Genomic DNA, 21,452 nt, shown 5'->3' with positions numbered 1-21,452 from the left:
ATGAAAGCAAGCATCACTATAGAAGACCAAACTATCGCTAATGTAGACACTAGCCTGAGTATTCTCGAATCTCTTGAGAAGAATGATGTTAAAGTCGAATTTCAATGCAGAGATGGTTATTGTGGCGCTTGCCGATGTAAATTAATTGATGGTGAAGTCAGTTACTTTAGAGACACAATTGCATTTGTTGGAGAGGGCGAAGTACTGACATGTAGTGCTACCCCCGCATCTGATATAACCATTGAAGTTTAGTCTGTCCAATAAAGACCTAACAAAGTTAGGTCTTTTTTATTATGTGGAGACAAACCAAATGGCATTCCCATCACCAGCGACTAATCATACACATACATAAAGTGTAGTAACTCATACTCGATCTTACACATCCGCTGGTTAGTCACGACTAGATCGTACAGTCGGCCTGCTGGTATCATAATTTACAATAGGACAAAACTTAGTCAGTTATATTACTAAATTAGAATGTTATTGATTAGGTTTGGTATGGAAAGGTAACGCCGCATTAAGTGGTAAACAACGCGACCGCCCAAGCCTAAACTGTAGTGACTCATACTCAATCTGACAGATTTGCTGGTGAGTCACAACCAATCCATACTCTGTGGCTTCTTCATATGTTGATGTTGCAACTGACCTTTGGACAAAATTACGTTAAAGTTTCTGCTTTAATTTGGGCTTTTCAGATAAAGGTATCTCAAATCACGGAATCTCTACCTTTACCACTTCATGCATCTCGTACGCCAATGCTCGCAAACAGGAAAGAACGAGCTTTCGTAAGCAAACACTTATCCAACCTTAGTGAAAATTGAAATGGCGGCTTAATTATTTAAAGCCGCCATTCTTGATTTCAACGTACAATATAATAACGGGCACTTTGCCCTTAACATCTCTTACTAATAATCTTAATCGAATTAGTAATCCTCTGATGAATGATAAAAATTATTTTGATAAGCAAGGCTGCCCCACAGCGCATTAGCCTTTGCCATTTTTACCATTGCCTCTGGCACCTTACGATCAATTAATTTGGTTGTTTCTTCATCGTAATGGAAGCCTTTAGCAGACTTATCTGGCTGAAAAATGACAACGTCATTATTATTATCCATCCAGGCAAAGTTCTTATAAAACTGCATCATAGCCCTCAGCTTTGATTCGTCAATGTCCTTGGTCATATCGTGTCCAATCATTGGGTTAACGCTATTAATTCCAATAAGAGACAGTAGCGTAGGAGCAAGATCGATCTGACTCACTAGACGAGGATCCTGTTTTGACGGAATGCCTTCTCCTACAATCACCGCCGGAATATGAAAATGGTCAATAGGAACCAACTGGTTTCCGTAAGCGCGAGAATCATGATCAGCAACTACAACAAAAATAGTGTCGTCCCAGTAAGAAGATGATTTTGCCTGCTTAAAAAACTCCCCTAAAGCATAATCTGAATACTTTGCCGCATTTTCCCGTGTTTGCTTTGGTGCATTATATGGCGTGATCCGGCCATCCGGATAATCAAACGGGCTATGGTTTGAAGAGGTAAAGACCAGACTGAAAAAAGGCTGATTATCAGCGTTTAGGTGAGAAAATTGCTCATGGGCCTTTTGGTATAAGTCCTCATCTGATGCTCCCCATGATCCAACAAACGCTGGATCTTTAAAGGTCGGGAAGTCTTGCATATCAACAAAGCCATTACCTAAGAAAAAGCTCTTCATATTGTCAAAGTGACTTTCTCCGCCATAAATAAACTGAGTATGATATCCCTTGCTTTTCAATAGGTCAGCAATAGTGAAGAAACCTGTTTGGCTTTTACCGAGCTTAACGACTGAACGGGCAGGTGTCGGCGAGAAGCCAGTAACCACCGCCTCAATTCCTCGGACTGATCGGGTACCCGTTGAATACATACGGGTAAAGTTCCAGCCCTCTGTCATTAATCCATCGAGGTTTGGTGTTAATGGTAAGCCACCCAAAGCACCCACATACCTCGCACCTAGACTTTCTTGCAAAAGAATAACCAGGTTTTTAGGTTTACCTTGATAAGTTGCGGCATGATAAGCCATTGTAGGGGCTGAATCAGAGACAAAGTCCTGACCACCTTTCCCAGTTGCCTCACGCACTAATTCAATGATTTCATTACTGTCCATCTTTCCATAATATTTGAAAGCATTATCTTCTGCCTCCATCTGTTTGGCCGCAAAAGCAAGGGAGTAAGAAGAATTAAGAACAAGATCATTAACTAATGGGTCGGTAGAGAAAGCTACCATCGCCGGATTGAGTGGCCTGTGACCAAATGTAGATCGCGCCCCCATGACTCCAAGTACCACCACAAGGAAAGCAAGCACTGGCCGCCAATACCAACGTGGAAATGTCAGGCCTGTCACCAAATGACGAGTGAATTTCCATCCCCAATATAATGTTGCCGTGCTAACAAGTGCGCCAATGAACAGTTCAGGCTTGTAGCCGCTCCATAACATCCCAAAAACTTCTTTAGGGTAAATCAGGTACTCAATAAATAGTCGATTAGGACGTACATCATATTCCAGGATAAACGAAGGTGTCGCGAGCTCCATGTACACCAGTAACCATAACCCGAAAACGATCCAAATTCTCAGAATAAATAACCAGCCTTTCCCTAACTTACCATTACTAGCCAGAACGCATGTCAACAGCGAAGGAAGCACCAACAGATAGCTCAAAGTAGAAATATCAACACGCAGGCCGTTAAGCAAAATGGCTGTCCACCCGTCAGCCTCATTAACACGATCGCCATGCCAGACACTTAATCCTATCCTGGATAACATGAGAATAAATAGGCAGACAAAAAGCGTTATAGCTAAAGGGAAAAGGAGCCCCAAACGTTTTTTTACAATATCTATCATTTATTAACTCCTGTCTTATAAAGACTATTTATCACATGGTTAAAATGGAGAACACGACATACCCCCAGGTAGATATCGCCATTAAAAGAGTTAGTAGAACAGCAGCAGATCCCATATCTTTTGCCTGACCTGATAACTCATGTCTTTCATGTCCAATCCGATCGACCACAGCTTCTATGGCCGAATTAAGTAATTCGACAACGATAACCGCGACCAATGAACCTATGAGCAATAACTTCTCCAAGCCGCCAACGGGAAAAGCAAGCGCCATAGGTGTTAATACACAAAAACACACCAATTCCTGTCTGAATGCGGCTTCGGAACGCCAGGCTGCTCGCAAACCAAACCATGAATACCTTGTGGCATAGATAAGCCGAACAAACCCTTTTTGATTAGGTTTCACTCTAAACCTTGTTTTCCTTAGTAGACCAGGATTGAATATTAATCATATTCAGAGTGAATAAAAAATGAAAAATTCCTCAATGTTCATTATGCGTTAGATATTAATCACGAAAAATGGCAACACGCATTCTGTACTTATTAATAAAATCAACCCTTTACAAGCAAAAGTATCCGCACAATTATTTTGTTAGTAATGCACAAATTTTGGTAGGCCACTTCGATTTTGTATGCAGACCTTTGAAGCGAATTCCGACAGAGTAATACATGAGGTAATAAATGATTAGCATAGAGCTCAATGCTCATTATGAGAAAAGAGAGCTATACTGATTCTTCGGAAACAATCGGTCTACATTCGTTCAGGTCTTAAAAATCAGGTAAACAGAATATGTATGAGTATTTACTCTATTAAGAAAAGGGGCAGAAGTGAATGAGCGGCCCTCGTAGGCTACGGTACGACCGAGTTAAACCTTATCCTCTGAAATGTCAGATCGAGTTTGAGTCACTACACATAAAGATAGACTGCACACAGAATAATAATCCATATTATTACATTACAAGGTTATGATTTTGACACCTAAATCATGTGCTTTTTTCATTTTACTTGTGATTTCATACTTTCCAGTATTCCCCATAAACAAAAATGATGTCCGGCTACTAACAGATCCCATTACCGTTGCACCTTTACTCTCTAGCAAAGACTTAACTTCTGCCCGTGGGAGTGGAAGTGTCCCTGTAACAGCCACCTTCAAGTCTACAATGTTAATTGTGCTTAAGACTTCATCTAAAGTTGCATACTCACGTTCAAAGTCCTCTAAACGAAGTTCCTTTTGAGCTCTTTCGTGCGCATCAAGCTGCTTTTGCTTACGAAAGTTCCACTCTTCTATTTTTTGCTTAACATAAGGAAAATCTTGTAACTCAGTGGTATCACCATCAGACATAAATACAGTCCATTCACCACTAACATAACGAATATCACCATAGCGACAATCAATAGCTCTAATGGATATACCATTTCGTGATAGTGCCAAAGGTACAACCTCACGCGGCCCATTATCAGACCAAGGGTTATCAACTGTAATAGCATCTCCGGGATTTATACCTAAAAGCTCAAAAACCGTCATAGAGTCCATCCCGCTTCATCCATTAATTAGCATCGAAAGAAAGTCTAATTGCGTTGCATGCTTGGTTTCAGACTGCCCGCTTTCAAAAAAAGACTCCTGATAAGTAACGCTCCCATAATACATATCGTTTTTAACTTCATCCCATCCCATTGGGTTAGCGTACTTAACCTGCACAGATCTTTGGCCACACCGAGAACGAATCAAATCACCTTCTTTAAAGGAAATTATAGCCCCCTGAGTCCATAGGTTAACTCTGCGTTTATTTCTCACTCGATCCATAAAGATCAGGTCAAGGGCTTCTCTAAATGCATATCCAACGTCAAAAAACCAATGCTCATTATTCAATGAACCAACTTGTTTAACCGAGTCCCAAGTGACTGCTGGCACAATGAATGGAACCTCTTTATCTTCATCTAACCGATCAAACTGTGCTTTACCCTTGTTCTTTCTCGTTTCAATGATGTGATGAATAGCCTCAACTCCAGCCTCATAACATTGTTTATCTTTACTTTTTAACGACATTCCACTTTCCAACAAAATTCCATCTTCCTTATCACCATATCAAATCGGCAAAATCGAGAATATGACACATATTGCAACTTGTGGAAGTCGCTCATACAAACAAAGCTCAAGACAAGAAAAGAGAGAGCGACACACTCCCTCCTTGCCCTCGCCAGTAAAGCAATTGAATTAGAACTCTTGAATGGGTGTTAAAGGTAGGGTAGGTAGGACTCTGCTACTTTTTCCCTTTTATCTACCAAGGCATGAAATCCTTTCATCGCAGATGAGAGTGGCATACTGAATAATCTTTTGAACATTTGCATTAGGGGCTTCATCAAATGGGTGACCTGTCAGTTCCACCGCAAATTTCCAGTATATGACACACATATCAAACGGCCAATTGGGACGATTTTTTCTGGGTTCGCGAAAATCATCGTTGTTATCTATTGGTGGTTCGCTATCCATATAATCTAGCCACAGAACCATTTGCATTTGAAGAGAGGCAGTCAGATCTATGGGGCGCTTATCCCAGCCTGGGAACTGAAAATGGAGTGTCCTGTCCGGAGCAAGAACTATATCGTAATGTCTATATCTATCCGGAATGAAGTCTTCAACTAGCCGGTAGTAGCCTAATGCGTACATACCATGGTGGAAGGCATATGAATCCTCGAAACATTCGATTTTAACTGTCCGGTATGCTTGGCCTTTCTCGTTCAATACAACACTACAAAATGTTCTGTCAGAACCAACTCGCACACGAAATTCTTCAGAAAAATGACTCGACTTAAGGCTTGATATAAGCCCCTTAACATCTTCATCCTTCAGTGACGGGCGCGTGCCATGGATAGTTGATGAATGTACTTTCCATTGGGTGAATATAAGACAGTCACTGGATAGTTGACGGCAGTATCACCCATGGACAGTTGATGGATGGCCTTGTGCCAACCTCCAGGCATACCATCTTTTTCCGCCATGATATCAAGAGCTTGGCTGGTACTCAGCTTGCTGCCTGAAGACAATGCTTCTTTCTTAAGTTTTTTTACGTCGTTACGGCAAGCTTTCACCGTTCTGCCGGATGGGAATACCAGATGATTGGTTTTACTCGATTGGGATTTAGACACAACTAACACCTTAACACAGAATAATGTGTAACCACCGACACGCCTGCATCACAAGTTAAGTTGCAAGAATAAGAGAGTTTGTTTGTCTACTGTTGGTCTGAAGCGACCTTCGCCATTGGGTGGCTAACTGGGACACATGAAGCCCCATACCCTGAAGCTAACATAATCATCCTTGTTTTGACAAGCGGTTAAGACTTGAAGGATGATAATTATATCATATTTAACAAAACCTTAGGGGTTAAGATGTTTTCAATTTATTGGTTAATTGAACCATCCTCTCATACTGTATTTTACATTGGGCGCACTGGACGTGAAGCAATGGTAAGGCCACAAGTGCATCTCAATGAGCCGCATACCTTCTCACTTAAGTTCGGTTTAATCGTCAAGTACCGGGAAATGCTGTTTTTCTCCTAAGCGGGCTTAGTTTTTAGTGCTCTGTGGTGTTAGTTACAGGTATTACTCGATAATCAGGATTCAGTAAATGCTCAACACAAGCTGCAAAAACATCAGATTGTTCATCGATTACTGCATCAATTGGCCTACCAATATAGCGCTCTGTTAGCTCTGCAGACTTTTTACCTAGCTCTAGCATCTCTTCAACAGATATATCCCTTAGCCTGGCGGCATTCGGCACAGCTCGCTTTAATGTGACGGATTGCTCGGCGAAGAGCCAGAAGCAAATATCCCACCCGCCGCGGTCAGATCCAAGAAGCCTAGGCAGGTGCTCCTGAAGGATTGAATAAACCTGGCCCGACTCGTCGAATTGGAACATTGGGAGCATTAGCCGCCCATCTATCATGACGGTGATAATTTGGTTAAGTTCTTCTCGTGAGAGCATAACCTCATCAGCGCTTTTAAATTCGTGTTCTGCGATAAATTTGCTCATTTTTTTCTGAAGCTTACGTCTTAATGCTTTTAAGTGGTTCATATGTGTCACCTTCATCGCGGACTTCTTACCTAAGCTTATTCTACTTCAGTTGGTCTTTAATAAAACATCGAACAACACCCACAAGCGTCATGACTTCAGTAACTTCTCCATATCGCTCATCTGTTACAGTAAAAACACTTGTCATGCGGCCTGCTATCAACGTCAAAGACTACAATACCACCCTGAACCAAATTCATTAGTACAAAATCGTAATCGAAAATACAGATCATCACCGCTGATGGCGCTTTTTAATAATGTGCTCATGCAAGCTGATGACGCCGTGCGTTAACAGCACTCATCCTGGGATTGAGCCACAAAGCGAACCGTCGATGCGCTAAAAGATTCATCACGACCAGAACCTGTACGGGCGGTTGTTGGATTACGTGAAAAAGTTTAGGCGCAGCAATATAACGAAACAGACTGAACACATAATCGGACAGGTTAAATCTAACTAACTTATGTCCCATTGTGGGTTACGCATCTAGGTCTGAGCAAAGGTGAAACAGTTAACTTTGACATACCAAAAGTAATAAGTGACAAAAGGCTAGACTTGTCGCCGTTAGTCCATGGATTGTCAGTCTATATTTGTAACCATTGCTCACTAACCTATTGACTAATATCGACTAAAATAGCTGTTGTTGATACACTGGGCTAAACTTAGATTGCTCGCTGGAGAACACATGAAAGACTATATGAATCAACTCGATAAAGAGACTAGGAAAGTAGATTTTGATTCATTTGATATCTCTGTTAAAGAGTTGATTTCTATGGCGAATGAATCAATTATCAACATTGCTCCAGAGTACCAAAGGCAGTTTCGTTGGCCTGAAGACAATCAGTCTAAACTTGTAGAATCAGTTTTATTGGGAATCCCTATTCCGAACCTGTTTATGGCTGCAAATAGAGATGGTTCTTGGGAGCTAATAGATGGTGTTCAAAGACTTAACTCATTAATTCATTTTTGTGGAACTCCAGAGCAAATAGAAAGTTTTGGCTTGGATAAGCCTCTAAAACTTAAAGGTTTGGATATCCTTTCTGAGTTTAATGGGGCAACATTTAATGATCTTCCTCATTCGCTTCGTTTGAAGTTCAGTTTACGTCCCCTTAAGGTAACAACACTAAGCGATAAGAGTGATCTAAAAGTACGATTCGACCTCTTCGAGAGATTGAATACTGGTGGAATCAAACTAACTCCTCAAGAAATTCGAGCTTGTGTATTTAGAGGGCAATTTAATGATTTTATCGTTGAGCTTGCACAGAACCATGACTTCAACAAAGTTGTTAATGTGTCATCAACTAAAGCGAAAGACGGTACTAGAGAAGAGCTTGTTCTAAAGTTTTTGGCTTACAAAACCAAACGAGGTGACTTTAAGCACAGTGTAGAGACATTTTTGAATGACTTTATGGCCGAATCGTCGGTACATTTTAACTACAAGAAGTACAGAGAGTTATTTGACAAAACATTCGAGTCATTGCGTGCTGTCTTGCCTGATGGAATTAAAAGAGGAAACAAAGGAAGTACACCACAAGTGCTTTTTGAAGCTATTGCTGTTGGAGCCGCCGATGCTATTGAGGAAGGAGCTGATATTACCAGTTCAGATGTGGCTAGCTGGATTGATGATGAAGAGTTACGTCGTTTGACGACAGGAGCAACTAACTCAGGGCCTCGCCTACGCGAAAGAATTGAGTATTGTCGCATTAGGTTTACAGCCGATGTTTGATGATATTGATTCTGGCGTTATGAATCGCTTGAGGCAACTCGATTCAATACTAGAGTTTTTATTAGATGAGACACTTCCAGAAGAGACTAAAAATTCAGATTTCTATCGAGCACAGAAAGGCTTGGTGTTTGTTGCAATGTATGCAGCACTTGAGTTTGCAATTACACAGTCAGTTACACGAGCATTAGAAATTATTGGGCGAGAGGAAGCTCCTGCCAATCGTTTTAAAAGTTCGGTATTGTGCTCGTTATTTGATTCTCATTTTAAGGCGCTTCGAGAGTGCGGGTCAGCCAAAGTGTGGGAACATCGATATAACCTTGTTCTTGCAGTCACAGGTGATACTGAAGTGACTAATGTTGACAGTTCTGTTTTCCCATCAGGTGGCTCAATGAACATATCTATCAAGCAGTTAGAGAACGTGTGGAAGTTCTTCGATTTAGATAGCACACCACTACCAGAAGGTGTTCAACACTTTGTATTAACGGAAATTAAGGAGCACCGTAACGCGATAGCTCATGGTAGAGAGACTGCGATTACGATAGGTCGTAGGTTTAACGTTACGCAGTTAAGTGATAGATCATCTAGTATAAAGCACTTATGTCTTCACATTACTTCTACTTTTGCCTCTTATTGTACTGACAAACGCTATTTTATTGCTGATACGGTGGCATAAATAGCAAGGATCCGTACTATCAATACTGGACATCGAGTGAAATGACGTTGCAAAAACTGCATTATTGATGCACTGCTAATATTCGAAATTTCGAAACTCGTTTTTGTCCAACTTCGTGCCAGCCACTTCATCTGGCACGATTATGCCCCATTCTGCGTTAGTACATTTGCTAATCTTTGGCCCCTTCAGCGAGACACAACAAGAAGTCAACCAATGGCTGACTCTGTTGTGGTGCATAGAACGGTCTATATGTTAAATAGCCAAGTTTGGGTGCCTTTTCAGAAATCTTAACCCAACATGGTATCCAAGTGGACAAAATAAATAATTAAGTAAGCACTATCGGCAGGAATTTAGCTAGATAAATAACTTACGTCTCCTAAGTTAAATCTCGATAAATGAAAGAATGTGAATTGGAGGAAGATTGACGATGGAGCCGATACTTTCACTGGTTTTGAAAGTCAGCTTGTGCTTTGCAGGGGGCGCATGCTGCGCACTAACACTACCAGTTAGATAGTTCAGCAGCTTCGCTGGGTCTCGGGCGGATTCACGTTCAGTGACCCCTTGACATTCTTTCCGCCCTTATATGCCGCTACGCGGCATCGAGTCCGGCACTACCTAATGACTTATGGATCAACTCTTGGAGGTAAGTTTGGCGTCTGTGGCCTTTGTTGCCACCCGTCACTGCTTGGATGAACTTGGCCTTGGTGCCAACAATATGAACTTCCACCTCTGCCCGGGTGATGGCTGTGTAAAGCCATGACCTGTCAATCAGGCCACTGTTATCCATGGCAACGATTACGACTGGGAACTGCGAACCTTGCGCCTTATGCAACGTGATACTGTAAGCCAACTGAAGTTCTGTGATGAGCTGTGGACTCAGTGATATACGCTCTTCTAACTCTGGGGGGTTCACCACACCATAGCCAGCTTCATCCCATTGAATGGAGCTTAGCTCGCCTAACAATCCATTCTGGATGCCTAACTTGATGTGGTTCTTCGTGAAAATTACCGGGTCAAACTGACGGAAGTTCGAATCAATGGTGCGGCCAAGATACTCATAGGTAAGCTTTGGTGAATATGCATTGAACATTGCCTGACAATTGGTGTTTAGCGCCCATGTGGTCTTCCTGGTTGCAGATATCATCTGGCTCCGACCACGATTGTGCTGGTATATCTCGATACACTTATCAACGATGTCAGCTTCTCGGCACTCATGAAAGTGGACATTTTTGAATGAAAGCTCCTCTGGAACCTTGCCACTCCTAATAACTCGCGAGTATTCAGGAATACCAGTACTTTCATCCTGGCGCTGAACTTGGTCAAGCTCCACACATGGTACAACGCCTGACTGAATAAGGTCATAAAGGATCTTACCAGCACCAATCGGTGCAAGTTGCTCATCATCACCGACAATCAAGAAGCGCACCTCTGGACAGGTATGGGTGACGATCCGGCTCATATTTAGCGTATCTACCATCGAAGACTCATCAATGACCACTAAGTGCTTCAGTGGATTACCTTCAGCATCTTCACTGCAAAGGTCAGAGTCACCCAAGAATCGTGTAATGGTCTTGGTCGGAATCCTGATGGACTCAAACAATCGTAATGCTGCTCGCCCAGACAATGCGATGCCATGGATTGTGTAACCTAACTCTTCAAAAGCCTTCAGGACTGTCCTAAGTACAGTTGTTTTACCAGTGCCCGCACCGCCTGAGATGATGGAAACCTCATTTTCCAAGGCAGAAAAGATAGCGTCAACCTGCTTTGGAGCAAGGCAGAAAGGCACCTCAGCCATGGCAGTATTAATCTTTACCGGGTGCTCATCAGTCCATTCCGACTTCCGCTTTAGGAGTGTACTGAATCGCTCTGCAATAATGCACTCCATCAGGTAAAGAGAGCCATGGTGGTATGTACCATTCTCGCCACGTCGGAAGTTCAGCATCTTCTCTGACTGAATCAGGGCTTGCTCAGCCAACTCTGTACTATTCAATACTTTTGCTACACGGGCAGATATTTGAGAATGGTAAGCAAAGGTATGCCCCCGTGGCACAACATCCTCTAAAAGCACTTGGTTTACTGCGGCAACCAAACGGTTTTTGTCATCCAAAGGCTTGTTGAAAGTTGATAGCGCCATTTTATCGATGTCAGCAAACTTCATCCCCAAGGTGATGAGCTGGTATGGATTATCAGTGATAACCTCCGGTGGGGGCGGCATCTTCACTTCCTTGATTTCCTCACCATCCTGAATCTCCATTACTGCCTTCATTTTGAAGAAACTGTGCTGAACCATTGGTGGGATGCGATGCTTAGCAAACCATGCTGCATACTTGAGGTTTTCATACTTCTTAAATCCCTCTACCAGCGTTTTAGCGTTTTCCTCTGACATCAAATCAACTGCGGTCAATTTCTCGATATCACCATCCAAGATAATTTGAAGAGCTTCATCGTTGTACTTATCCCAGATATTGAATATCCGTGACGCCCCAATCATTGGAAAGTCACCCGATTTAGAAACGAACTCTGACACCTCTTCTGGGGTATTGGGCATCATAAACTCAAGGCTTTGAGGCTGCTTATAGTGGAAGATGTGCTTAATCGAGTTATATTTCTCTTCGGTGTAATATTCAACCTGACCATAGGCTTGCCAGTATTCCCCCTTAGCTGGAACTGAAGGCAGACCAAAACAGGTGGTATTAACTTTTATTCTAGATATAGCAGTATATGCATTTCGCTTCTCACGCTTATTGACTGTCCCTCGCACATAGCACTTGTCATTTCGCTCATCATAATGGACGTAGGTGATCCGAAAATACATACGAACATTGCCAGTTACGAACGGGTTATCAGCCGAATACTGAATATTCTTCGGTATTTCGTTCATGAAAAGAATCCTTCTCGGTAGAGAACATCCTTGAACTCATCGAACCGCTTAAGCTGAATATCTTTCTGGTAAAGCTGCTGCTTCAGCTTACTGATTTCACCGTTAAGTCGAGCAATTTCAGCATCCCTAGGGTCAAGGAATTCAGGTTCATCATAGCCTGAACTATTACTTTGACCAGAACCAGAACTGGCACTTTTAGCAACCTCTGAGAGCCAACCAGCTTTGCGCCACTTCAATTCCATACGCCTCAACATCGTCGTTGCTTTTGGGTTTTGGCCAGTAACAGCTCGTGAGTTTACCCCAGACTGAGCTTTGAATTTTTGTCTGTTAATCTTCCCGTTGTTGTTAAGCTCAATGATGGTGTCGCGAGTCTGAGCTTGAATCCAATTACGAAGTTTTAACAGCGTTTTTTCGGCAGCAGTCAGCTTCTTATCTTGTTTATTCACTTGCTTTCCCTTGCTCATTTGCAATCCCTTATTCGCGTGAAATGATACCTTTAATTGCTTGAACATCTTTTGGAGATAAAAGAGGCTTTTTATTTAGCGAAGATATAACTCGTCGTTTGTCACCCTCACCAACAAATTCAAAATCATCAGTCATATCGATTAGGTAAAATAAGTTTGCGATTGCTTCGATCTGACTAGTGGTAAAATTCGAAACAGCTTTCGTTACAACCGTCCCTGATTGATCAACAGGCTGACCAAGCATAGCCTTAACACTTAAGGCTCCTTTCTCTTTAAAGTTCTCCTTAATTATATTGTTAAGGTGTCTAACCTTCTGCTCAAGCAACTTTATGTACACTTGTTCTTGGCTATTACCGCCCTTCTCGCTAGATTTTCTATCCTTCTCATTTTTTTTCACGCCAAAGTGAATATAAGCATCTACGACAGCCTGATATACACCTTTGTGATCATTCGTTACCGTCCTTCGTGCGGGTTTACCGTTATACTTAGCCTTATTTTCCTCAATAAAAGTTGCAGCAGTTTCAAGCGTTATTGGCATCTTCTTTTTAATGAGGTGTAAACAAGCGTCTTCAACGGCATTAATACCATGTTGAAGTCTTTTATCTTTGTGTTCTAAACGAAGTGCCTTAACCACATTTTTCGCCACTTCTAGATCATTATTATCAGCCATTTAGTGACCTCATCTCCTTAGCAGCATCAAAACTCCTGAACCCTTCAAGAATAAGTATTGCCTTCTCTGGGTTAGTAAAAATCAACCTCGGATCTTGAAACTCCTCATCAGTAATTGGAGAGCCAAGTAATTCTTTTGTATGCGCAGCAGTGTACAAGATCGCAGCACGCTTAACGTCATCGCTCGGGACATAAAGCAGAGGATTCTTTACATCTGTCTCATTGAAAACCTTATTAAGAAAACCATCTAGTTTATTTACATAAACCTGTGATTCATCAGTATCAAGCCCAAGCATTAATGCCTGCATGGATAACTCCATGTTTGAATCTAACAAATTTAGATCTTCCAATGATGGATAAACACTAGAACTCTCTCCAAATAAAATTGGTAAAGTTTCTGGCTCTAATTTCATTTGTGACAAAGATGCTTCGTACATTTTTTGACGACGTCTTAGCTCTGTCATTCGAGCAACTAATAATTCGGTTTTTCTATCTGCCTTTTCTGAAAGGCGCTTAATGATTAGGTCTGGGTTGCTATGCTGTTCATAAGCATCATTAATCTTTTGATATATTTCGACCCTTTCCAAGCTGAGTTTTCTAACATCTTCAGCGCAGTCATTCATATAGAATATTTGTTCAGCAATAAAACGAGGCCCAGATTTCCAGTATCGACAGTTTCCGCACCTCATGGCACCGCCCTCTACAGAAATAACCTCCGATTTCTTACTGCCCGTTGAAGAATAAGTAATACGAACCCCGCCAGTATTACAATCGAAACTCAAGCAAACGCCACCTTTTAAAAATCGTGGGCATCCACCCTGTGAAAAATCAGGCATTACATCCTTAAAGTCATCATCAAGTAATGAATTATCAATTAAGTCACCACCTCTGACACCAGATTTACCTAACTGATTCATTTCAGTTTCATAGGTCACTCCTGCTTTCTTCTTGGCTTCTAAAAGCAGTCTCTTGTACTCTTTCTCACCAAGTTTACGATAATATAAAGTCATAATACTTGTGTTGTGACCAACAAGCAGCTTGACAATTTCCTTATCCATGCCTTGATTAAGAAGATCTGTTATCCCGAAAACACGTAAACCATGTAAGTCAAAAAGGGCTTCACCGTCCTCATTAAATGCTACTATTTGATTCTTATAACTTGGGTACTTCTCTTTATACTTATCCTCACCAGATTTGAGTACTGTCCTAAATAGGTTACGTAAGATAGCTGCTGTAGGAGGGAAATACATAACTCCTGATAGTGGGTCGATAGCCGAGACTTTACGTTGTGAAACATCACGGAATAAAGGTGTAAACCTAGGCAACTGATCAAATATTGCCTCCGAGTATTTACCTTTATCTTCATCTACAGTCCTAACTGGGATCAGATCTTTTGGTGAGTATTTATCATTAAACTTCTTTTGTCGTTTAATAATTTGAATAACCTCATCAACATTCTCGATCCCAGAGTCAGCCACCCATGGAATGCTATAACCAGTATGCCCCTTCTTTTGTAAAGTGTATGACTTTGTTTTATTTGTACAAATGTAAAGTGACAGATTATCCAATCCACTTCTCTGTGATGACTGAATCACACTGGTCTTGCCAAACTTCTCTTCGTGAGTTTGACCGTCAGGATATTTATAATTCACTAGCGGTGATGTATTCGGAACATATCGGTTTGCCTCTAAGTCCCAAATCTCACTATCTGAAAGCCCCTCATCAAGCCATCTAGCTTGGTGCCCCCTTAACGGTAATAGCATCATAAGATGCATGATATGAGCAAGATTCGGCATGAAAACCGCCTCGTACTCATCCGTTAAGTAATTGTATAGTCTAGTTGTTTGGCTTGGAACTGCATCTTTTACCAATTGATAGTCATCTTCAGTCAGAGCCTCAAGACAACAGTTAAATAACTCGCTAGGCATTGAATCCCTAACTGTCACATTTTTATTTTTACTACCAGAACGTCCATAGACTACTGTAGCCTCTGGCATTGGGTTCATATTACTCCAGCCATCTACAACTTTCTGAGAGATAATACTTGCAAGAGTCTTCCTAACTTGAGACCAAACATTTCTCCTTGTAATTTCATTTCTTTCACTAGAAGCCATAAACTCCCTAAAGCAAAATACATCTTCAGAGAGTGGATGGTGAAAGTGCGTAATATTCAGATCTTGAATACTTCGGATTGGGCGATCAGTCCTTTTGTTAAATTCAATAAGGTAATCAAGAAAGACATTGAATTGCCTCATGGTTTGAGAGTTGGACTTAGTTAATGTGTATAACCTAAACTCATCCAATAAACCATCATCTAAAACACCTTCATATCTACGCAAAGTAGGGCTTGTACGAGTAAAGTCACCCTCGCTAATACGCTGTAGGTTCTTCTTGTCAAGTGCGGCAATGTTAAATGACTTATAATTGTCATTATTTAACCAGTCAGAATTTGACTCTAACGACTCAAGAATAGCCTTCAGTGCTTTACTTGGCTCTTCTGTTTTTTTAACATCATTCTTCATGTGTAACTTATAATCTACACATAAGAGTTCTGGCATATCAGCGATAGTATTAATATTCGAACTGCACCGCATTCCTTTCAAGAAACGTCGAATATTTGATTTTCTTGCCAAATCATTTGGTCGGTGTTTTATAGCAAGGTCAACCTCATTAAATAAGGTTGAATTATGACCATTGTGATACGCCACTGGGGCAGCTTCACCAATAAAAGTACCTGCCTTAGAGTAAGGTACAAATACACCATTTATAGTGGTTAAGTACTCTATGATCTCACAAAGAAGACTTCGTACTCTATAAACATACGATTGGAACATATGTGTGTCACCGTGGAAGTAAAACTGGTCAAAAAGTTCATTATAACCTCCACCTTTGTAGTGATATACATGCTTCCTTGAGCCAACGTCCAACTTAAAAACAAGGTTTGAATAAACTTTAAAGAAAGGTGAACTTCTAAACTCTTGCTCTGTAAAAATATAATCAGGAAACTTTCCTTTCACCTTACTTATTTTTCGAGGTGTTTTTGAATCAGAGACCGCTTCTAGAATTAGCTCAACAAATTCGGTATCCGTTACACCTAGACTGTCAATGGTTTTTTGGATATCAACGAGTGCGATAGGAATTTTTTTATCTGCCGTTTTGTAAGCATATAGAGAGTAATCAGATGAAATTATCTGACTCCCAGCAATATGCTCAGGTCTAAAGCAATTCGATACGATATCCGTCACCTCTGACAGGAAAACGTCATTTTCGAATTTACTAGCATCCTGCTCTACTGAGTAATGAAGCTCAAAGGGACGAATGGCATTCTCTAATTTAGAACCTATCAATCCACGGCAAAGATTCGCCTCGACTTCGTGTACGTACTGGTCGATAAAATACTGTTCAGCGCTCTTTGAAAACCCTGCAATTTTATCAGAGTCAATAACACATACATCAGGGTGTGAGTTGTATGTTATATCTCTACCGGAAATGTAACCTTCTCGGTGGCTTAAAACTGAAACATCAGTTTTGATTAACACATTACGCATCGTCGAATAGATCCTCAAACGTTAAATATTTAAACTCTGTATACTCTCTCCGACTAATTGCCGCCCTAAAGGCTGCATCTGTCTTTTGAGAGTACCGATCTGTTGATGTAATGCTGGCATGCCTCATATTAACTTTTATATCCTCTTGAGACATGCCGAGGGCGTTATTGCAATAAAAGCCATTGAAGTGCCGAAAGGAATGAGGCCCATATCTAACACCTAGCTCTCTTTCAGTTCTTCGATAGACATGCTTTCGATAAGCCTCTAGGTTCATTGGCATTCCATATTTATTACATATCAGCCAGGGGTGCCCACCTCTTCTGTCCTGCTTTAATAGTTTTGGTAATAGCTCAGAAAAGAAATATAAACGAGCATAGTCATTACACCATGACAAAACATATCCGTATTTCGGATGGCAGACTTGAAGCGTGACTCCTTTTTCTCCTAACACCGTCTTTTCGTTTGGATCATCAATCAAAATCCTCGGCTTCATATTTTCCAAAAACTCAATGTCACCATCACTGAGGTCTTTAGTCGAGTAATTAACTTGGTCGATATTTGCAATGAAATCTTTTCTTTTGACTAACTTGTTAGTTTTAGGATCTAGCGTTTTGCCATTAACTTGATCATCACTAAAAATGATATCACCTAGACCATCATCACTTGGCACAACGTCTGAGACTAAAATATGTAATGCCTCACTCCCTCTTAAAGCTGTGAAGGATTGCAACATATAAGTCGCAGCATAATTCACATCAAGCTGAGTTTTTATAAAGTGAGATAACTGATTAGGTGGGAAATATTTTGTGACTTTAGATTTTGTTGAAGAACTACCTTCCTCACCATAATTTGCAGGAGTTGTAGTCTTATACGAAGCAGCAGCAGCTTCTTCACCGCCACAGCCTCCTGATGCATCAAGGTGTGACAGTAAGCCATGATGTTTTGGATCAGCCTTTCTGCTGCCCTTCGCGCTACTCAGCATTTGTTCGTCAATACTAGTTAAAGGAGCTCCTAGATAGGTAGATGCGAACTTCTCAAACTTCACATAGTGGTTAATCATCCGCTTTATGACGTCAAACCGCTTAGGCCTCCAATAGAGTCCTCCCGCAATACATTTACCATTAACGATGGTTCCATTGAGCCTGGCCTCAAAACAGTCATACAACAATCTTGTTGGGTTATCTAACCATTCTGATTGACGGGCAGGCTGGAACTCAAAGAATGCCAGCACATCAGAGACCACCTCTATGACTGGTACAAGTGCTGTTCTTTTGCCGTGATTCAGTTGATATTCGTTCTTCGCGTAAACCAATAGAGAATAGTTAACACGACCACTAGGTGTAAAAACGACAGGGAACTTCCTATCTGGAAATTCCTCAGTTTTTACCCACTGTAAGTGAAATGAACCATAGAAACTAATCATATGTCCTCCCTGACTTATGGGTATTTTATACTGTCCCAGTTTCATATGTCAATTGAACAAAAAAAAGCTAACAACGTTAACTTATGGGAGTTATGTGCGTGAAATTCTTGTCCCTAAAATCTTTCTTCTGGCGCCCGGAAGAAGTTGACGTATCTGGTGACCGTATCGACTACAACGAGCTGCCGGATCACGAACGTCACATCTTCATCAGCAACCTGAAGTACCAGACACTGCTGGATTCCATTCAGGGCCGCAGCCCGAACGTTGCGCTGCTACCGATCGTTTCAATCCCTGAGCTGGAAACCTGGATCGAAACATGGTCTTTCTCAGAAACCATCCACTCACGCTCGTATACGCATATTATCCGTAACATCGTCACCGACCCATCGATCGTATTTGACGATATCGTGGATAACGAGCACATCATCAAACGTGCCGGCGATATTTCTAAGTACTATGATGATCTGATCACTGCGACCAACGACTACCACCGCCTGGGTGAGGGTTCGCATACAGTTAACGGCGAGACAATCACCGTCAACCTGCGTGACATCAAGAAAAAACTATACCTGTGCATGATGTCTGTTAATGCACTAGAAGCGATTCGCTTCTACGTCAGTTTCGCCTGCTCGTTCGCTTTTGCCGAGCGTGAACTGATGGAAGGTAACGCTAAGATCATCAAACTGATTGCCCGAGATGAAGCACTTCACCTGACAGGCACTCAGCACATTCTGAACCTGCTTCGCACCGGACAGGATGATCCTGAAATGGCAGAAATTGCCAAAGAGTGTGAACAAGAATGCTTCGACATTTTTAAAGATGCCGCAGAGCAGGAAAAGGACTGGGCTGAATACCTGTTCAAAGATGGCTCCATGATCGGTCTGAACAAAGACATCCTGTGCCAGTACGTTGAATACATCTCTAACCTTCGTATGGCTGCGGTTGGTTTGGATCACGCTTACCCTGGCGCAACCCAGAACCCGATCCCATGGATTAATTCATGGCTGTCTTCCGACAATGTTCAGGTAGCACCACAAGAAGCAGAGATCAGTTCTTACCTGGTTGGTCAGATTGACAACGACGTCAGCGCCGACGATCTGGGTGATTTCGAGCTATGAGTCAATTAACCATTAAGGTTAACGGACAAACGGTTCACGGCAACAGCCGTGAACCGTTGCTGCACCAGTTGGAGAAAGCCGGACTTCGACCTGAATTTCAGTGTCGTACCGGTATGTGCGGAGCTTGTCGGTGTAAGCTGAAAGCTGGGGCGATTGATCAAGGTGATGCGATGGCCTTCATCGCTCCAAATGAAGTACTGGCGTGCTGTTCGATACCAAAATCCGATGTTGATGTTGAATTCGACTATCAGTTGGCATCTTTGCCAGAAACTAAAAAGGCTGTCGGCACCAACTAATAGAAACAATTGCCATTAGCTAAAACGCCGTTCAGCCTCTTTATTTTATTCTCTCTTAATTTCTATTTTCTGACTTATTTAGCGAACACGAGTCAGAAATTCATACTGCCCTATAACCTGCTTTCCATCCAGATAACGTCTCAGCATATCCAGCATTACAGTTGCAATTACATTGCGATATGCTCGGTGCTCATAATGGCGTTTTGACTTAATTATCTGCGCCCACTCACCTTCAGGTGTAATCAAAGCGACCGGAATCCCTTCTTCATATTCAGCCCCGGAAACCAGAGCCAGCTGTGCTCCACTTTCTTTCATGATTGATTGAGCCTGCACCGTTACTGCAAGTAACGGATCTGCGACCTGATCATCGCTAACCAACGCCTTTTCCTGTACCACTTTTCCCTGTAAAAGCGCTTTCCGACTGTCAGGGTAATCCTGTAACCAGTTTGTCAGCCAACCTCCACTGAACTGTTCTTGTAACGCCAGATGCAGTTGCCTTTCCCTCAGAACATGACCGACATGGACCGGCAACTCACGCTCAACACTCACAACATTGTCGCCGAGCAACTCAATCATCTGATGTTGAAGCTGAGGAGCCATACCATCTCCTTTTGGCGAGAACAGCTTCACCTCGATAAAAGGCAGTGATGAACGATAACCGACTTCATACTCATCCGGCACATTCAAATCCTGCAACTGCTGACCAATACCAGATTCAGACAGTCCGAATGTATAGAAACGATGACAGTCTTTAGCATGGCTGTGCTCAAACCGCTCGCGTATCCGAGGCAGAATTTCATCCTGAACCATCATTTTGAATTCACGAGGTACACCCGGGGTAAAATACAACCAAGCCCGGTTCAGCTTCATTGCAAAACCACAAGCCGTACCTATCGGATTTTTCAGTAGCTCCGCACCTTCCGGCAGCATGGCTTGCTTAAGGTTGGTATGCGGCATTTCTCTGCCCAGAGCACGATACTTTTCCTGCATCTGCTCAACCCAATAATCCGATTGCTCCAAACCAGAACCCGCAGCGACAGCAGCAGCCTGAGCCGTGAGATCGTCAGTTGTCGGCCCTAGCCCGCCATTAACCACCACAACATCAGCGATCAGGCTACAGTGCTCAATTTCAGCCGCCAATGTTTCCAGGTGATCGCCAACTGTTGTTCGGCGTGATAGTGGAAAACCTTGCTGGAAAAAAATACGTGACAGCCAAGCTGCATTGGTATCGGTGATATCACCATGCAACACCTCTTCCCCGGTACTGATCATTGCTACGTGCAACTTGCTTCCCCTCTGGTTGCGATACTTATCTGCTTTCTATACACCTTATACCAATTTACATCAGCCGATACAGATTTATCGCACAGTAACAATAAAGCAATAAAACCAGGCAAGTATGAGTGGTTATAAAGGCAGAAAGATGCCAGGCACGCATCAATCGTAAAGATATATTTACACACAAAACACAATAGTTGACAGTCAGGAAAACTCCCTTTAAGGTAGCAGTCAGTCGCAATCATCACAGTATGATGAGATATTAGACATTACAGCTGAAGAAAAGGTAAACCACCGTGAAAAAGCACTACAGCCACACCTACTATCGATAGCCACAGTGGCTCGATCAGGTGTAAAGAAAAGTTACCACCCGTAACCCATTCATCTCGATTTCGCCATTGTGGCCATTTCCTCACCAGGGAGATAGAC

The 21,452-nt window shown here is 42.0% G+C and carries 17 protein-coding genes and 1 pseudogene; 5 read left to right on the top strand and 13 right to left on the bottom strand.

Annotation, left to right across the window (positions count from 1 at the left end; genetic code table 11):
* Window positions 1–252 (top strand): class I ribonucleotide reductase maintenance protein YfaE, encoded by a 252-nt coding sequence (yfaE, locus tag AACQ93_RS05820; RefSeq protein ID WP_064602828.1) that lies wholly within the window; start codon window positions 1–3, stop codon window positions 250–252.
* A 671-nt stretch (window positions 253–923) separates the two neighbouring features.
* Here the strand turns inward: yfaE and AACQ93_RS05815 are convergent.
* From AACQ93_RS05815 to AACQ93_RS05785, 7 genes are all read right to left on the bottom strand, one after another.
* Window positions 924–2,879, bottom strand: coding sequence for an LTA synthase family protein (locus AACQ93_RS05815; RefSeq protein WP_064602826.1), 1,956 nt, complete (start codon window positions 2,877–2,879; stop codon window positions 924–926).
* A 31-nt stretch (window positions 2,880–2,910) separates the two neighbouring features.
* Window positions 2,911–3,282, bottom strand: a complete 372-nt coding sequence (locus AACQ93_RS05810; protein ID WP_064602824.1) for a diacylglycerol kinase — start codon at window positions 3,280–3,282, stop codon at window positions 2,911–2,913.
* A gap of 550 nt (window positions 3,283–3,832) precedes the next feature.
* Window positions 3,833–4,402: an anti-phage protein GapS2 gene (gene gapS2, locus AACQ93_RS05805; protein WP_232323289.1), complete on the bottom strand. Its 570-nt coding sequence runs from the start codon at window positions 4,400–4,402 to the stop codon at window positions 3,833–3,835.
* A gap of 15 nt (window positions 4,403–4,417) precedes the next feature.
* The gene (locus AACQ93_RS05800) at window positions 4,418–4,924 is read right to left on the bottom strand and encodes a hypothetical protein (RefSeq protein ID WP_064602820.1); all 507 of its coding nucleotides are present in this window, start codon (window positions 4,922–4,924) and stop codon (window positions 4,418–4,420) included.
* A gap of 228 nt (window positions 4,925–5,152) precedes the next feature.
* Window positions 5,153–5,659, bottom strand: a complete 507-nt coding sequence (locus AACQ93_RS05795; RefSeq protein ID WP_064602818.1) for a hypothetical protein — start codon at window positions 5,657–5,659, stop codon at window positions 5,153–5,155.
* Between the two features lie 65 nt (window positions 5,660–5,724).
* The gene (locus tag AACQ93_RS05790) at window positions 5,725–6,024 is read right to left on the bottom strand and encodes a hypothetical protein (RefSeq protein ID WP_064602816.1); all 300 of its coding nucleotides are present in this window, start codon (window positions 6,022–6,024) and stop codon (window positions 5,725–5,727) included.
* A 427-nt stretch (window positions 6,025–6,451) separates the two neighbouring features.
* Entirely contained in the window at window positions 6,452–6,952 is a 501-nt protein-coding gene (locus tag AACQ93_RS05785; protein WP_064602814.1) for a hypothetical protein, read from the bottom strand.
* A 680-nt stretch (window positions 6,953–7,632) separates the two neighbouring features.
* Between AACQ93_RS05785 and AACQ93_RS05780 the strand changes: the two genes are divergently transcribed.
* A complete protein-coding gene (locus tag AACQ93_RS05780) occupies window positions 7,633–8,673 on the top strand; it encodes a DUF262 domain-containing protein (protein WP_064602812.1) in 1,041 nt (346 codons plus the stop codon).
* Entirely contained in the window at window positions 8,666–9,346 is a 681-nt protein-coding gene (locus AACQ93_RS05775) for an MAE_28990/MAE_18760 family HEPN-like nuclease (RefSeq protein WP_064602810.1), read from the top strand. The genes AACQ93_RS05780 and AACQ93_RS05775 overlap by 8 nt, the downstream gene beginning before the upstream one ends.
* Window positions 9,347–9,935: 589 nt before the next feature.
* On the opposite strand, the gene AACQ93_RS05770 is transcribed toward AACQ93_RS05775, so the two are convergent.
* The 5 genes from AACQ93_RS05770 to AACQ93_RS05750 are packed head-to-tail and all read right to left on the bottom strand — an operon-like array spanning window position 9,936 to window position 18,331.
* Window positions 9,936–12,227 (bottom strand): AAA family ATPase, encoded by a 2,292-nt coding sequence (locus AACQ93_RS05770; RefSeq protein ID WP_064602808.1) that lies wholly within the window; start codon window positions 12,225–12,227, stop codon window positions 9,936–9,938.
* Window positions 12,224–12,691, bottom strand: coding sequence for a hypothetical protein (locus AACQ93_RS05765; RefSeq protein ID WP_064602805.1), 468 nt, complete (start codon window positions 12,689–12,691; stop codon window positions 12,224–12,226). The genes AACQ93_RS05770 and AACQ93_RS05765 overlap by 4 nt, the downstream gene beginning before the upstream one ends.
* Before the next feature lie 10 nt (window positions 12,692–12,701).
* Complete coding sequence (locus tag AACQ93_RS05760; RefSeq protein WP_064602804.1) at window positions 12,702–13,361, bottom strand: hypothetical protein; 660 nt, start codon at window positions 13,359–13,361, stop codon at window positions 12,702–12,704.
* Window positions 13,354–16,908, bottom strand: a complete 3,555-nt coding sequence (locus AACQ93_RS05755) for a VPA1269 family protein (RefSeq protein ID WP_064602802.1) — start codon at window positions 16,906–16,908, stop codon at window positions 13,354–13,356. The genes AACQ93_RS05760 and AACQ93_RS05755 overlap by 8 nt, the downstream gene beginning before the upstream one ends.
* Window positions 16,901–18,331 carry a site-specific integrase gene (locus AACQ93_RS05750; RefSeq protein WP_064602800.1) on the bottom strand — a complete coding sequence of 477 codons (1,431 nt, stop codon included), beginning with the start codon at window positions 18,329–18,331 and terminating at the stop codon, window positions 16,901–16,903. Before AACQ93_RS05750 ends, AACQ93_RS05755 begins: the two co-directional genes overlap by 8 nt.
* A 119-nt stretch (window positions 18,332–18,450) precedes the next feature.
* On the opposite strand from AACQ93_RS05750, the pseudogene nrdB reads away from it, so the two are divergent.
* Both nrdB and AACQ93_RS05740 read left to right on the top strand, forming a co-directional pair.
* Window positions 18,451–19,449 (top strand): annotated as a pseudogene (gene nrdB, locus AACQ93_RS05745) (class Ia ribonucleoside-diphosphate reductase subunit beta); the annotation flags it as partial.
* Window positions 19,446–19,745, top strand: coding sequence for a 2Fe-2S iron-sulfur cluster-binding protein (locus AACQ93_RS05740; RefSeq protein WP_007462008.1), 300 nt, complete (start codon window positions 19,446–19,448; stop codon window positions 19,743–19,745). The pseudogene nrdB and the gene AACQ93_RS05740, both read left to right, overlap by 4 nt.
* 78 nt (window positions 19,746–19,823) lie before the next feature.
* Here the strand turns inward: AACQ93_RS05740 and AACQ93_RS05735 are convergent, their stop codons facing one another.
* Entirely contained in the window at window positions 19,824–21,029 is a 1,206-nt protein-coding gene (locus AACQ93_RS05735; RefSeq protein ID WP_255377049.1) for a CinA family nicotinamide mononucleotide deamidase-related protein, read from the bottom strand.
* Between the last annotated feature and the right edge of the window lie 423 nt (window positions 21,030–21,452).

The sequence above is a fragment of the Photobacterium sp. J15 genome, from assembly GCF_963870815.1.
GTDB lineage: Bacteria > Pseudomonadota > Gammaproteobacteria > Enterobacterales > Vibrionaceae > Photobacterium > Photobacterium marinum.
The sequence above is the reverse complement of the archived record's forward strand: the minus strand, read 5'-3'. Positions and strand labels throughout refer to the sequence as shown.

Excerpts from the sequence above, each read along its gene's own strand:
- AACQ93_RS05750 (WP_064602800.1), bottom strand. The coding sequence starts at position 18,331 with ATGATTAGTTTCTATGGTTCATTTCACTTACAGTGGGTAAAAACTGAG.
- AACQ93_RS05815 (WP_064602826.1), bottom strand. The coding sequence starts at position 2,879 with ATGATAGATATTGTAAAAAAACGTTTGGGGCTCCTTTTCCCTTTAGCT.
- AACQ93_RS05800 (WP_064602820.1), bottom strand. The coding sequence starts at position 4,924 with ATGTCGTTAAAAAGTAAAGATAAACAATGTTATGAGGCTGGAGTTGAG.
- AACQ93_RS05760 (WP_064602804.1), bottom strand. The coding sequence starts at position 13,361 with ATGGCTGATAATAATGATCTAGAAGTGGCGAAAAATGTGGTTAAGGCA.
- gapS2 (WP_232323289.1), bottom strand. The coding sequence starts at position 4,402 with ATGACGGTTTTTGAGCTTTTAGGTATAAATCCCGGAGATGCTATTACA.
- AACQ93_RS05765 (WP_064602805.1), bottom strand. The coding sequence starts at position 12,691 with ATGAGCAAGGGAAAGCAAGTGAATAAACAAGATAAGAAGCTGACTGCT.
- yfaE (WP_064602828.1), top strand. The coding sequence starts at position 1 with ATGAAAGCAAGCATCACTATAGAAGACCAAACTATCGCTAATGTAGAC.
- AACQ93_RS05755 (WP_064602802.1), bottom strand. The coding sequence starts at position 16,908 with ATGCGTAATGTGTTAATCAAAACTGATGTTTCAGTTTTAAGCCACCGA.
- AACQ93_RS05780 (WP_064602812.1), top strand. The coding sequence starts at position 7,633 with ATGAAAGACTATATGAATCAACTCGATAAAGAGACTAGGAAAGTAGAT.
- AACQ93_RS05785 (WP_064602814.1), bottom strand. The coding sequence starts at position 6,952 with ATGAACCACTTAAAAGCATTAAGACGTAAGCTTCAGAAAAAAATGAGC.
- AACQ93_RS05740 (WP_007462008.1), top strand. The coding sequence starts at position 19,446 with ATGAGTCAATTAACCATTAAGGTTAACGGACAAACGGTTCACGGCAAC.
- AACQ93_RS05770 (WP_064602808.1), bottom strand. The coding sequence starts at position 12,227 with ATGAACGAAATACCGAAGAATATTCAGTATTCGGCTGATAACCCGTTC.
- AACQ93_RS05775 (WP_064602810.1), top strand. The coding sequence starts at position 8,666 with ATGTTTGATGATATTGATTCTGGCGTTATGAATCGCTTGAGGCAACTC.